General features: G+C 62.8%; 13 protein-coding genes. 4 read left to right on the plus strand and 9 right to left on the minus strand.

Annotated features, from left to right (window positions below; genetic code table 11):
• The first annotated feature begins 1 nt into the window (after window position 1).
• Both AB8B20_RS22110 and AB8B20_RS22115 read left to right on the plus strand, forming a co-directional pair.
• Window positions 2-316 (plus strand): hypothetical protein, encoded by a 315-nt coding sequence (locus AB8B20_RS22110; RefSeq protein ID WP_439073577.1) that lies wholly within the window; start codon window positions 2-4, stop codon window positions 314-316.
• Window positions 317-505: 189 nt separating this feature from the next.
• A complete protein-coding gene (locus AB8B20_RS22115; RefSeq protein ID WP_439073576.1) occupies window positions 506-1,525 on the plus strand; it encodes a carbon-nitrogen hydrolase family protein in 1,020 nt (339 codons plus the stop codon).
• Here AB8B20_RS22115 and AB8B20_RS22120 read toward each other — a convergent pair.
• From AB8B20_RS22120 to AB8B20_RS22155, 8 genes are all read right to left on the minus strand, one after another.
• The gene (locus AB8B20_RS22120; RefSeq protein ID WP_439073575.1) at window positions 1,522-2,469 is read right to left on the minus strand and encodes an acetamidase/formamidase family protein; all 948 of its coding nucleotides are present in this window, start codon (window positions 2,467-2,469) and stop codon (window positions 1,522-1,524) included. The genes AB8B20_RS22115 and AB8B20_RS22120 overlap by 4 nt on opposite strands.
• A gap of 14 nt (window positions 2,470-2,483) precedes the next feature.
• The gene (locus AB8B20_RS22125; RefSeq protein ID WP_068737726.1) at window positions 2,484-3,260 is read right to left on the minus strand and encodes an ABC transporter permease; all 777 of its coding nucleotides are present in this window, start codon (window positions 3,258-3,260) and stop codon (window positions 2,484-2,486) included.
• Entirely contained in the window at window positions 3,257-4,099 is an 843-nt protein-coding gene (locus tag AB8B20_RS22130; protein ID WP_439073574.1) for an ABC transporter ATP-binding protein, read from the minus strand. Before AB8B20_RS22130 ends, AB8B20_RS22125 begins: the two co-directional genes overlap by 4 nt.
• Before the next feature lie 4 nt (window positions 4,100-4,103).
• Window positions 4,104-5,531, minus strand: a complete 1,428-nt coding sequence (allB, locus tag AB8B20_RS22135; protein ID WP_439073573.1) for an allantoinase AllB — start codon at window positions 5,529-5,531, stop codon at window positions 4,104-4,106.
• A gap of 14 nt (window positions 5,532-5,545) precedes the next feature.
• On the minus strand, window positions 5,546-6,340 hold the full coding sequence (locus AB8B20_RS22140; protein WP_092141868.1) for an SDR family NAD(P)-dependent oxidoreductase: 795 nt from the start codon (window positions 6,338-6,340) through the stop codon (window positions 5,546-5,548).
• Window positions 6,341-6,529: 189 nt separating this feature from the next.
• Window positions 6,530-7,579, minus strand: a complete 1,050-nt coding sequence (locus AB8B20_RS22145) for an ABC transporter substrate-binding protein (RefSeq protein WP_439073572.1) — start codon at window positions 7,577-7,579, stop codon at window positions 6,530-6,532.
• Between the two features lie 206 nt (window positions 7,580-7,785).
• Window positions 7,786-9,252 carry an amidohydrolase family protein gene (locus AB8B20_RS22150; RefSeq protein WP_439073571.1) on the minus strand — a complete coding sequence of 489 codons (1,467 nt, stop codon included), beginning with the start codon at window positions 9,250-9,252 and terminating at the stop codon, window positions 7,786-7,788.
• Window positions 9,252-10,304 (minus strand): ABC transporter substrate-binding protein, encoded by a 1,053-nt coding sequence (locus AB8B20_RS22155; protein WP_439073570.1) that lies wholly within the window; start codon window positions 10,302-10,304, stop codon window positions 9,252-9,254. The genes AB8B20_RS22150 and AB8B20_RS22155 overlap by 1 nt, the downstream gene beginning before the upstream one ends.
• A gap of 165 nt (window positions 10,305-10,469) precedes the next feature.
• Between AB8B20_RS22155 and AB8B20_RS22160 the strand changes: the two genes are divergently transcribed.
• Window positions 10,470-11,378, plus strand: a complete 909-nt coding sequence (locus AB8B20_RS22160) for a LysR family transcriptional regulator (protein WP_439073569.1) — start codon at window positions 10,470-10,472, stop codon at window positions 11,376-11,378.
• Window positions 11,379-11,467: 89 nt separating this feature from the next.
• Window positions 11,468-13,093 (plus strand): ABC-F family ATP-binding cassette domain-containing protein, encoded by a 1,626-nt coding sequence (locus AB8B20_RS22165; RefSeq protein ID WP_309940910.1) that lies wholly within the window; start codon window positions 11,468-11,470, stop codon window positions 13,091-13,093.
• 68 nt (window positions 13,094-13,161) lie between these two features.
• On the opposite strand, the gene AB8B20_RS22170 is transcribed toward AB8B20_RS22165, so the two are convergent.
• Window positions 13,162-13,638, minus strand: coding sequence for an Lrp/AsnC family transcriptional regulator (locus tag AB8B20_RS22170; protein ID WP_439073568.1), 477 nt, complete (start codon window positions 13,636-13,638; stop codon window positions 13,162-13,164).
• Window positions 13,639-13,649 lie beyond the last annotated feature (11 nt).

Here is a 13,649-nt window from a genome sequence, read left to right on the forward strand (position 1 = left end):
AATGTCTGCGCCCAACACGATGATGAAATCGGCCCGGCGGTGGCTCCTGGTGCCCGCATCCGTGGCTTTCGTGATGTTGACCTCCGTGGCGGAAAGCTCGGCGGCGTCCGACAAGGCCTATCGCTGGATCGGAGATCCCCGGCTCTCCACCGACATCAGCGCAGCCCGCCGTGTACAGCAGCGACGTGTCCATGCTCCCGCCCGCGTGACGGTTCCTTCCGTTGCTCCGCCGGTGCGGCCGATGGATTCCTATGCGAGTGCGCCGACAAGCTATGGCTACGGCATCGGCGACAACTCCCGAAACCAGACGTGGTGAAGCGAGGCGCCCAGCCAGGCCCGGTCGATCCTCGAAGCATGGTGGTCCGTGCACCCCGGGTTGCAGAAATGCCCCGTGGTCCCGCGGCCCCGAATGGATAGGTTCCTCCTCGAACATGGTTCAGCGACGTTTCGGGGCCTTCCGACGAGCCTGAGACATCGCTGCATCGATGCAAGAGGAAGAATGACGATGTCGTCACAGGTTAAAGTCGCTGCGGTCCATGCTGCGCCGGTATTTCTCGATCGCGCGGCCACCACGGCGAAGGCGATGTCGATCATTCGCGAGGCTGCGGGAGCGGGTGCGCAGCTGATCGCATTTCCTGAAACTTATATCCCGGCGTTTCCGGTCTGGGCGGCACTATGGGCGCCGATCGAGAATCACGATCTGTTCGTGACGATGGCCGAACAGTCGGTCTCGATTGCAGGTCCGGAAATGGCCGCCTTGCGCAACGAGGCGCGGGCGCTTGGCGTGACCGTCTCGATGGGCATCAGCGAGAGCTCGCCGGCCAGCGTCGGCCTGATCTGGAACAGTAATGTTCTGATTGGGCCCGACGGCAGCATTCTCAACCATCATCGCAAGCTGGTGCCGACCTTCTATGAGAAGCTGGTCTGGGCTGCCGGTGATGGCGCGGGCCTCCGTGTCGCCGATACGCCCGTGGGCCGTGTCGGCAATCTCATCTGCGGTGAGAACACCAATCCGCTGGCACGCTATACACTGATGGCTCAGGCCGAGCAGATCCACATTTCGAGCTGGCCGCCGATGTGGCCGACGCGCCGCCCGAGCAGCGGCGGCAATTTCAACAATGTCGCCGCCAATCGCATTCGCGCCAGCGCGCATTCCTTCGAGGCCAAGGCCTTCGGCATCGTCACCGCCGGTTATATGGACAAGGCAATGCGCGACTTCCTGATAGCGCGGGATCCCGATGTAGTCGATGTGATCGATCGCACGCAGCGCGCCGCCAGCTTCTTCGTCGACCCGACCGGCGAAGTGCTCGGCGACATGCTGCAGGACGAGGAGGGCATCGCCTATGCCGAATTCGACCTGCGCCGCTGCATCGAGCCGAAGCAGTTCCACGACGTGGTCGGTTACTACAATCGCTTCGACGTGTTCGATCTCACCATCAATCGCAAGCGTCTCGTGCCGGCGACCTTCGTCGACAAGATCGACGACGAAGAGTTCGCGTTTGAGCCGGCCGAACGCACGGTTTAGCGCGTCGACTGGTTCAGAACCGCATGCGGCATCATCACATGGATGCCCTTGTCGAGGTTGACCAGCTGGGTGACGCGGACATCGGCGGCGAGACTGCAGAGCATATAGGCATCGTCGGGCGTCAGCGTCGTGCGTGCCACGATCATGCTCACCATCCGGCGGAGCGCGATACGCGCGGCTTCGTCGAGATCGGGATCGAAGGCCATCGAGATGAGGTGATCCTTCGTCTCGGCATAGGGCGCCTCAAGCTGCGCATTCTTGACAAGGTCGATCTTGAATGTGCCAGTGAGGCCGGTCTCCACGGCGGTGACGCAGACTTCGCCGTCGCCTTGCACGGCGTGACCGTCACCGCAGGAGAACAGGCCGCCCTCGGTCCAGACAGGAAGATAGAGAACGCAGCCTGCGCCGAGCTCCTTGTTGTCGATATTGCCGCCGAAATGCGAGGGCATGGTCGTGCTGACCCGGCCAACCGCAGGTTTCGGCGCGGTACCCATCACACCGAAGAACGGCTGCGCCTTTAGCGTGATGCCCCATGGGGTCTTTACCGCGCCGCTGGCACGATCAAGTCCGATATGGACGCGGCGGAAATAGTCGAAGTCGTCGGGCAGCGTGCCCATGCCGGGCTTGAAGTGCGTATAGCCCCAGTCATCCGCGAGCTGGACGTCAAGGATCTCGACACGCAATGCGTCACCCGGTTGGGCGCCGCGCACGGCGACAGGCCCGGTGAGGATATGCGGCCCGAGTTCTGGCGTGACGGCATCCAGGATGGCGACAAGTTCGGGGCGGATGGTCATGCCCGCTTCTGTCGGGAGGTTCTCGCGCGTGCCGCTGACGCTCGTGATCGTGACCGTCTCGCCGGGATCGATGGTGGCGATCGGCTTCAGCGTGGCGTCAAAATAACCCCAATGAACGGTCGTCGGGCTCGGAAGCAGTGTCTGCGTCATGGAATGTCCTGTGTTCAGCCGCCGGCGGCAAAACTGTCGCTGCGCACGGCCCAGCCGGTGACGCGCGCCTCGATCAGCGAGAACACAATATACAAGCCGACGCCCAATGCAGCCAGAATGAACAGGCCGGCGAACACCAGCGGCACGTCGAAGCTGGACGACGCGATCATCATCAGATTGCCGATGCCGCGATTGGAGGCCACGGTCTCCGAAATCACCGTGCCGACGAAAGCCAGCGTCGCAGCCACCTTCAGGGAGGCGAAGAAGTACGGCATGGTGCGCGGCAGGCCCACATTCCACAGAATTTCCAGCTTGGTCGCGCGCAGCGTCTTCATGACGTCCTGCAATTCGGGCTCTGTCGCCGCAAGGCCGGTGGCGACGTTCACGACGATCGGGAAGATGCACATGATCATCGCGGTGAGGATCGCCGGCACGGTGCCCGCGCCGAACCACAGTACGAAGATCGGCACCACCGCGACTTTCGGGATCGACGAGAATCCCACCAGCATCGGATAGGCGACGTCATAGGCCAGCTTCGACGAGCCGATCAGCATGCCCAGGAGAATGCCGATCGCGATGCCGAAGCCGAACCCAACCATGGTTGTGTACAGCGTCTGCAGCGCATGCGGCCAGATCGCGGGGAAGCGCGTCCAGAGCGTCGCAAGCACCTGGCTCGGCCGCGGCAGCACGATGTCCGAGACATGGAACATCAGGCACAACAATTCCCACAGTACGAAGAAGCCGATGATGCAGGCGGTGGACATGACCTGGCGGCGGACGCGTTCGCTCATGACACGATCTCCTGAACGGCGCGAGCCGCGACGATGCGCTGGCGCAGGCGCTGGGTCAGCGTGACGAAATCCGGCTCGAACGACACGTCGATGGTGCGCGGCCGCGCGAACGGCACCGTGCTGTCATCGACGATGCGACCGGGCCGCGCCTGCATCACGCAGATGCGCGACGCCAGATAGGCGGCTTCCTTGAGGTCGTGGGTGACCAGCAGCACCGTCGGCCGCTTTTCGATCCAGAGATTTTGCATGATCTCCCACAATTCCTCGCGGGTGAACTGATCGAGCGCGCCGAACGGCTCGTCCAGCAGCAGCAGCGTGGGATCGTGGATCAGCGCGCGGCACAGCGAGGCACGCTGCTGCATGCCGCCGGAGAGCTGCCAGGGAAACTTGTCGCCGAAGCCGCCGAGGCCGACCTGCGTCAGAGAGGCCTCGACGCGGTCGCGATATTCGGTCTTGCGCTTGGCGCTGAAGCGTTCCTTGAACGGCGGCACGATCTTCAGTGGCAGTATGACATTGTCGCGGATATTCAGCCACGGCAGCAGCGTGGGGTTCTGGAACGCCATGCCGATGCGCGCCGCACCCGCGCCGATTTCACGGCCGGCAACGAACACGTTGCCCTGGGTAGCATTCAGCGTGCCGGCCACCAGTTTCAGAATCGTCGACTTGCCGCAGCCGGACGGGCCGACCAGGGCGACGAATTCGCCCTTGTCTATGCGTAGCGACGTCTCGGCCAGCGCGGTCACGGCGTTCTTCGCCGTGCCGAAGGTGACGCGCACCTTTTCGAGCTCGATCACATTGTCCACAGCGCGGGGCTTTGGGTGGGCGAGCGGTGCGTTCATCGGGTCAGGCTTTCTGCACGGAGGTGATCGCGGCCATGGTCGAGTCGGTGTTGACCGGCGTCGCCGGCGGCATCTGCTGGATCGCATGCACCGATTGCCCGGTGCCGCGGGCTTCCTCTTGCAAGATCCGGTCCTTCATCGCGAAGCGGCCGCGCACGATGGTATGGATCGGCAGTGCCGAGGCCTTGCGGCCATGCCACGGCGAAATCTTCGCGCGCGACTGGATCATCGCGTCGTCGACGGTCCATTCGCGCTTGAGGTCGACGATGGCGATATCGGCATCGGACCCCACCGTCAGCGTACCCTTGCGTGGATACAGGCCCCAGATCTTGGCGGGGCTCTCGGCGCTCCAGCGCACGTAGTCGTTGATGGTGGCGCGGCCCTTGTTGATCTCGGTCAGCATCAGCGGCATCTGGGTCTCGACGCCGGGAAAGCCGCAGTCGACCGTCCAGATGTCCGGCCGGGTCTTCTCGTCCGGTGCATGTGGCGCATGGTCGGTGGCGATCATGTCGATCGTGCCATCCATCAGGGCGTTCCACAGCGGCTGCTGGTTGGGCTTCTCGCGCACCGGCGGGTTGACGCGCACAACGCCGCCGAATTTCTCGTAATCGGTCTCCGACAGCAGCAGATATTGCGGACAGGTCTCGCCGGTAATGTCGACACCCCGCGCCTTGGCTTCGGCCAGCGGTTGCAGTTCGGCAGCGGAGGAAATGTGCAGCACGTGGATGCGCGCACCGGTCCATTCGGCGAGGATCGCCGCGCGAGCGACGGCCTCGACGGCGACGACGGCGGGCCGTGCTGCCAGGTGCGCGATCGGTTCGATGCGTCCGCTGGCACGCAGCCGTGCTTCGCGGCGCTCCATGATGGAATTGGTCTCGGCATGCAGCGAGATGCGCTTGCCGGTCGGGGCCACCACTTCGAAGGCTTCGAGCATCGCGCCGGTGGTCGGCGAGGGGATACGGCCGAAAGTGTTGCCCATATAGAGCTTGAAGCCGATCACGCCGCCATCGATCAGCGCGTCGACATGTTCGATGCTGTCTTCGCCCAGCACCGCATAGAGCCCGTAGTCGACATAGGCCTTGGCAGAAGCGATCTTGTGCTTGTCGGCCAGCGCTTCCGCATTGTTGATGGTCGGCAGCGTGTTGGGCATGTCGAACACGGTGGTGACGCCGCCAAAGGCCGCCGCGGCAGTGCCGCTGGCAAAGTCTTCCTTCTGCGGATAGCCGGGATCGCGGAAATGCACGTGCACGTCGATGGCGCCGGGCAGAATATAAAGTCCCGTGGCGTCGAGTATCTGCGTCGCCGGCGGCATCGCCTCCGGCGCGCCGATAGCGTGGATCACGCCGTCCTTGATGGCGATGCTAGCCCTGTAACTTGCATCGGGCGATACGATGGTGCCGCCATTGATGACCAGATCGACCTTGTCGCCCATGTTAGCCCCCTCGCTCACAGCATTGCCCAACCGCCATCGACGGGCAGGTCGACGCCGGTAATCTGGCGCGAGACGTCGCTGGCCAGAAACAGACAGGCATTGGCGACGTCGGCATCGACGGTGACGCGGCGCAGTGCGTAGTCCATGGCGTGACGCTCGGCGGCTTCCTGTTCGGTGATGCCGAGCTTCAGCGCCATGTCGCGGCAGACCTTGTCGCGAAAGCGCGGGCCATCGACCATGCCAGGCGCCACGCAATTGACGTTGATGTTGTGCGGGCCGACCTCGAGCGCGAAGCTCTTCGTGATGCCGCGCAGACCCCATTTCGAGGCCGAGTAGGCCATCCGGCCGGCGCGGCCGCGCATGCCGAAGGTGCCGCCAACATTGACGATCTTGCCGTAACGCTGATCGATCATGGTCGGCAGTGCCGCGCGCATGGAGTGGAAGCAACCATTCATATTGAGCGTGACGATCTCGTCGAATTCCTCCGGCGTGGTCTGCACCCCCGTTTTGCCGATCGGGCCGGAGCCGCCGGCGACATTGACAAGAATGTCGATGCGCCCGCCGAACGCCGCCTTGGTCTTCTCGGCCGCGGCCTCGCATTGCTCGGACTTCGTGAGATCGCAGGGAATGACGATCACCTCGCCGCCCTTGGCTTTCACCTCGGCGGCAACCGGCTCAATCGCCGAGATATCGCGGCCCAGCAGCGCCAGCTTGCAGCCTTGTTCGGCAAAGGCGTGGGTGATGGAGGCGCCCATACCCTTGGCGGGGCCTGTGATCATGACGACGCGGTTTTCGAGGGAGAGTTTCATGGTGCTGTCTTTCTTGGGTCGTTTGCTCTGGCCCCTCCACGTCATTGCAAGGAGCAAAGGCGACGCGGCAATCCAGAAGCCATGAGCGCAGGAAGATTGGATTGTTTCGCCCAACGAATTGGCTTCGCCAATTCGCCAGGGCTCGCAATGACGGTTGAGAGGCGATGATGCTGAGGGGCCGGTTCGTCGTTACATCGCGGCCTTGATGGCCGTTGGGCGATCGGCCAGCGGCGGCATGAAGCTGCGGTCGAATACGTCGCCGACCTTCGGCGTGCGTGGCAGCTCCTTGGCGCTGACGAGAATATCGATCGCCTTGCTCATGCGCTCGTCGCTGATGTCGCCATGGCCGATCTTTGAAATTTCCGGCGAAGTCATTTCGTCGGACAGCGTGGCTTCCAGGCGCGCGCGTTCGATCTCCGGCTTGATCAGCGGTTCGCGCTTCTGCACGGCCTCGATGGCGGCCTTCGGATCGGCCATCGCATCCTTGACGCCACGGTTGAGCGCCTTGAGGAAGCCCTTCACGGCGTCAGGGTTTTCCTTGGCAAACTTGCGCGAGACAATGATGGCGTTGGAATACAGATCCATGCCGTAGTCCCCGAACTTGATGAAGCGAATCTCTTTTTCAGGATCGATGCCGATCAGCCTGGCGCTGAAGCGGATGGTGGTGATGTAGCCGAACACGCCATCGACCTGATCCTTCATCAGCATCTGTTCGCGCAGATTCGGCTGCATGTTGGTAACCTCGACCTTGCTGCAGTCAATCTTGGTCGCCGCGCAGAGCGCCGGGAATAGCTTCAGCGCGCCGTCGTTGGCCGCACCGCCGAGCTTGCGTCCAACGAAATCGGCGGGGGTCTTGATTGGGCTGTCGGCTTTCACCGCCACCGTGAAGGGCGGGCGGTTGTACATCTGGTAGACGCCGATCGGCGCTTCGTCCGGCTTCCTGGCGGCAAGTTCGATCAGCGCATTGATGTCGCCGAACCCCATGTCATAGGCCCCGTTGGCGACCTGCGGCACCGCCGCACCAGAGCCGTTACCCTGGTCGAAACTGACGTCGAGGCCTTCAGCTTTGAAGTAGCCGCGATCCTGCGCCAGGAAGAACATGCCCTGCGGACCTTCATACTTCCAGTTCAGGACCATCTTGATCTTGGTGTCGGCCTGCGCGGCGACAAACGATCCGGCCGTCACGATCAGTGTCAGGGCAAGCGTCTGCAATCCACGAAATGCATGGCGTCCGGTCATCGGTGTGTTCCTGTTGAGAAGAGTGACACGATCGGCCGGTGGGGTGTCTCTGCCTGCGGCCGCCCTCAGGAACAAGTTAAGCCTATCCGAGTGCGCTTATCTGCTGCTATCTTTTTGCTTAAGCGGTGCAAAAAAGGCCTCACCGGAATCGTCCAGATAACGCGTTGTTCGGGCCGGCGCTTGCAGAACCGCGAGGCGCAGGCACGTCAGCAGCATCCGCAAAAGCTTGCGGCAATCACGCCGTCGAGCGCGGCGAGGGCCCCAGCCAGGTTCTGGCCAGAGGGCAGGCCGGCGCGCACCTGAGCCAGAATCTCCTGCCGCGCGGCCGTGAAGTCGATCCCGGTGACATGCCCATCGCGTACGATAGTGTGGCCTGCGACGATCACCTCCCGGATATGGCGCGCGGTTGCCCGCGAGAACAGGAGATTGATCGGGTCGAGATCGCTGCGCAGCGCGTCGTCGTTGAGGGCGTTCCAGTCCAGCAGCAGCATGTCCGCATCGGCGCGGTCGCGCAGGCCGCCGTCGCTGGCGATATTGGTGACGGCGAAGCGGCCGTTGCTTACGCTCTCATGCAGCGCCCGGTGGCGGGTCACGACTTGATCGAAACCGCTGCCGGAATGAAGCAGATGTGACAATCGGAGCTCGCGCAGTGCATCGTTGTCGTCGTCGAACGCTTTGCCGTCGATGCCGAGGGCGATCCGGCATCCGGCGGTCCACATCCGGGTCATGGGAGCCAGACCCGAATGCAGATGCAGGTTGGAGCTGGTATTGACCGAAATGACGACGCCCCGTTCGGCCAGGAGTTCGAGTTCATCGGGCCGGGCCCAGACGCAATGTGCCAGCGTCAGCCGCGGGGACAGCAGACCGATCTCGTCCAGCATGCGGACTACGCCGCCAGGATAATTGGCGTCGCACCACTGGCGTTGATACTTGGTCTCGAGCAGATGCATGTGGACGCGGCGGCCGGTGCGTGCCGAGGCTTCGGCAATCGCCTGCAACAGCGCGTCGCTGCACCACTGCACGCCATTGGGACCATATTGCACATCGAATTTCGGGCCATCGGCGGCGGAGACAATCTCGTCCACTAGCGTCATGTAATCGCGCGGCGATAGCGGCGATAGCGGCGGACGCGTGAAGCGCTGCGCGATCTCCGCCCGAACGTCCGGCGGCAGCGCTGCCAGCACAGGTTCCGAGGGACCGTAGACCAGAGGATTGCGATCTCTCATTGCCACGGCGAGGCCGGCACGCACGCCGACATCGCGTGCCGCGCGCGATACCTCGGCCAGTTCGGTCGGCAGATCAGTGAAGCCCTGCACGCGGGTGTAATGGTTCATGACGATACCGGCACCGCCCAGCGCGCTGCTAGCGAACGCGACGCAGGCCGCTACATAGGGATCGACTGCAGGAAACAATGCGAGATAGTGGATCCAGGACTCCAGCGGCTTGGCGTCGGCGCCGATGGAGCTGGTGCGGACCGCGCGGCCGTGGTCGTGGGCATTGACCAAGGCGGGCAGCGCCATGATCGGCTCTGTTGCTTCAGTTGTCAGCGCGATCGACTGGATCTTGCCGTCTTGCAGCGCGATCACCTGTGCGCCGGCCATCGGCCCGTCCGGGCCAAGCACATGAGCGCAGGTGATGCGACGCGGCGCGGCGGTGGGGCGAGTCGTTGTCATTACGGCGCGATGGTCGGGGGAATCCGGTCGGGCTTGGCCGGCAGGAACGTATCGTTGAACACGTCGTCGGGCTTCGGTGTGCGCGGCAGTTCGAACGAGGTGACGATGGTGGAGATCGCTGAAGTCAGGCGCTTCTGATCGAGCTCGCCGAGGCCCAGATCCCCGACCTCCGGCGTGTTGATGAAGTTGTTGTAAACGTAGGTCAGGCGCCGCTTCTCGATATCCTTCTTGATCAGCGGTTCCTCGGTGGCGAGCAGGTCGATGGCGGCGTCCGGTGCCTGGACGGTTTCCTTGATCGAGCGGTTAATGGCGCGCAGCAGACCTTTCACCGCCTCCGGATGTTCCTTCAGCAGCTTCTGCGACACCATTACGCCGTTGGAATAGAGGTCGAGGCCGGCGTCAGAATAAAAGTTCCAGCGGAAGTCCTTGTCGGGATCGACCTTGAGCGACACGAGGTTGAGATAGCTGGTGGCCGCGAACACCGCGATTGAATCCACCTGGCCCTGCAGCAGCATTTGTTCCTGCAAGGCCGGCGAAACCTGCAGAATGCTGATCTTGCTGTAATCGATGCCGTTCTGCTTGGCGAGCAGCGGCAGTAGTTTCAGCGACGCACTGCCGGAAGGCGAGGCAAGCTTGGATCCCTCGAGATTCTTGAGAGTTTTGATCGGTCCATCCGCCTTGCTGAGCAGCGCGAACGGCGTCTTGTTATAGATCATGTAGACCATCACCGGTGCATCGTCCGGCTTGGTGGCGGCATTCTGAATGATGGCGTTGATATCGCCGAAGCCGGCATCATAAGCGCCCGACATGATCCGCGTGACGGTCGCCGCCGAGCCTTCGCCCTGATCGATCGTCACGTCGAGATTTTCATCTTTGAAGTACCCTTTGGCCTTCGCCCAGTAGTACCACGCATGCAGACCCTGGATTTTCCAGTCGAGGGTAAACTTGATCTTGGTTGGCCCGGCAGCCCGGGCAAGAGTGAGTGTTCCTGCGGCTACGCCCAAGGCTAATACGAGCGTCAGTAATCCACGAAGTGCCCGGCGTTCGGTCATCGATGCTTTCCTGTTGCGAAACGTGACATGATTGGTCGGTGGGCGACGTCGCTCTCGCGACTATCTTCCTGTGTGAATCAGGATAGACCTATTCGAGTGGTCACATCTGCTGCTATCTTTTCCAGTGACCGGTGTGAAAAAGGCATCACTTGAGAGGCGAGGGCAATGAGGCATCTGCGGTTGCTGACCCATGTGGTCGAAGTGGCCCGCACCGGCTCGATCCGCCGCGCCGCGGAACTGCTCAACTTGACGCCTTCCGCGATGAACCGGCGCATTCAGGACCTCGAAGCGGAAATCGGCACGCCTTTGTTCGAGCGCCGGCCACGGGGCGTGAAGCTGACAACCGCCGGCGAGATGTTCGTGCGCTACGCGCGCAGCCAGATTGCCGATGCCGAGCGGATGAGATCGCAGGTCGAGGATCTCAGAGGTCTGCGGCGCGGTCCGATCCAGATCGCCTGCAGCCAGGCACTGGCGCTGGATTTTCTGGCGCTGCGCGTCGCTGCGTTCCAGAAGAAACATCCGAAAGTGGTGTTCGACCTCAAGGTGATGGATCACGAGCGCGCGCTGGCCGCGCTGGCGGCTTACGACGTCGATCTCGCTCTGGTGCATCGTCCGGCGATGTGGCCGTCACTGCGCGTCATCGCCAGCCTTCCCCAGCGTCTTGTGGTGATCACCCGCTCGGATCATCCGCTGGCAGCCAAGAAAATGCTGCGCCTCTCCGATTGTGTCGATTATCCCGCAGCCCTGCCGGATCGGACTTTGAGCGGGCGCCAGATTCTCGATGAAGTCACGACCCGGCGCGATCTGCGCCTCAACATGCTCGCGGAATCAAACTCCTTCGAGATGCTGCGCGGGCTGGTGTTCCGCTGCAACATGATCTCGTTCCAGATCGAGATCGGAGCCCCCACCGGGAACCTCGGAATGGGGCTGGTCGGCCGCCCGATCGATACCCGCGATGTGCCCACCGCCGATCTGGTGCTGTGCCAGCTGCGCGGTCGCACGCTACCGGTAGCCGCGGCGACTTTCGCGGAAATCCTGATGAAGAGCCTGGGCGAGATGCGGGCAGGCACTTAGCTCTTTTGCGGTGCAAAATATCCTTCCTTGAGCGGGCCGGATGCCTTATTGGCAGGCCTCAATCCCTGTCTCGTGAGCCCGTAGTTCCCATGATCCGCCTCGACAATATCAGCAAGCAGAACGGTCATCAGATCGTCTTCATCGAAGCCGCCGGTGCGCTGCTGAAGGGCGAGAAGATCGGTCTGGTCGGCCCAAACGGTTCCGGCAAGACGACCCTGTTCCGCATGGTCACCGGCCGCGAACTGCCCGACGAGGGGCAAGTGGTGGTCGAGCGCGGCGTCACCATCGGCTATTTCAGTCAGGATGTCGGCGAAATGTCGGGCCATAGCGCCGTCGCCGAGGTCATGGAGGGCGCCGGCCCCGTCAGCGTGGTCGCGACCGAGCTGAAGGAACTGGAAACGGCCATGGCCGATCCGGACCAGGCCGACAATATGGACACGATCATCGAGCGTTACGGCGAGGTGCAGGCCCGCTTCGAGGAACTCGATGGTTACGCGCTGGAAGGCCGCGCCCGCGAAGTGCTCGCTGGTCTCTCATTCACACAGGAAATGATGGACGGCGATGTCGGCAAGCTGTCCGGCGGCTGGAAGATGCGCGTCGCGCTGGCACGCATTCTGTTGATGCGTCCCGATGTGATGCTGCTCGACGAACCCTCGAACCATCTGGATCTCGAAAGCCTGATCTGGCTCGAAGGGTTCCTGAAGGGCTACGAGGGCGCGCTGCTCATGACCTCGCATGACCGCGAATTCATGAACCGCATCGTCACCAAGATCATGGAGATCGATGCGGGATCGCTGACGTCCTATTCCGGCGATTACGAATTCTACGAAGCGCAGCGCGCCATGAACGAGAAGCAGCAGCAGGCGCAGTTCGAGCGCCAGCAGGCGATGCTGGCCAAGGAAATCAAGTTCATCGAGCGTTTCAAGGCCCGCGCCTCGCATGCCGCGCAGGTGCAGAGCCGCGTCAAGAAGCTCGACAAGATCGAGCGCGTCGAGCCGCCGAAGCGCCGCGAAGTCGTGTCGTTCGACTTCCTGCCGGCGCCGCGCTCGGGCGAAGACGTCGTCAGCCTGAAGAACATCCACAAGGCCTATGGCAGCCGCACCATCTATGAAGGGCTGGACTTCTCGGTGCGTCGCAAGGAACGCTGGGCCGTCATGGGTATCAACGGCGCCGGCAAGTCGACACTGCTGAAGCTTGTCACCGGCGCGGCCGAGCCGGACAACGGCAACGTCACCATCGGCGGCAGCGTCAAGCTCGGTTACTTCGCGCAGCACGCGATGGATCTTCTCGATGGCGAGCGCACGATCTTCCAGAATCTCGAAGACTCATTTCCGCAGGCGGGCCAGGGCACGCTGCGCGCACTCGCCGGCTGCTTCGGCTTCTCCGGTGACGATGTCGAGAAGCGCTGCCGCGTGTTGTCAGGCGGCGAGAAGGCGCGCCTCGTGATGGCCAAGATGCTGTTCGATCCGCCGAATTTCCTGGTGCTTGACGAGCCGACTAACCATCTGGACATGGCCACCAAGGAAATGCTGATCAAGGCGCTCGCCGATTACGAAGGCACCATGCTGTTCGTGTCGCATGACCGCCACTTCCTCGCGGCGCTCTCGAACCGCGTGCTGGAGCTGACCCCGGACGGCATCCAGCAATATGGCGGCGGCTATACTGAATATGTCGAACGTACCGGCCAGGAAGCGCCGGGCCTGCACCCGAATTAAGCGCGCCTGTTTTCCTCGCCCCGCCCGGCGAAGCGAAGCTTCGCTAGGCGGGGAGAGGTTAAGCAAGTTCAGCCCGTCAGCGCGGACAGCGAGACGCCGCGCTTTACCACGCTGCGCATCGCGAAGCTTGAATGCAGCCGCGCCACGCCGGGCATTCGCGAGAGGTGCTGCTTGTGGATGCGCTCATAGTCCTCCATGTCGCGCGCCTGCACATGGACGAGATAGTCGTCATTGCCCGACATCAGGTAGCAGGACACGACATCCGGGCATTTGGCGATCTCGCGCTCGAAGGCGGACAGCGCATCCTCGCTCTGCTTGTCCAGCGTGATGTGGACATGGACCGTCATCATGTAGCCGAGCTCGGATGCGTCGATCTCGGCGGCATAGCCCTTGATCACGCCCTTCTTTTCCAGGGCCGCGAGACGCCGGGTACAGGCGGTCGGTGACAGGCCGACTTTCTCTGCCAGTGCCATCTGGCTGATCCGGGCATCCCGGACGACCTCTCGAAGGATCTTCCGGTCGGTCGAATCGAGGTCGCTTGCCATGGTTCTCGCCA

Origin of the sequence: Tardiphaga sp. 866_E4_N1_4 (assembly GCF_052076075.1) — a bacterium.
In the GTDB taxonomy this organism is placed as follows: domain Bacteria; phylum Pseudomonadota; class Alphaproteobacteria; order Rhizobiales; family Xanthobacteraceae; genus Tardiphaga; species Tardiphaga robiniae.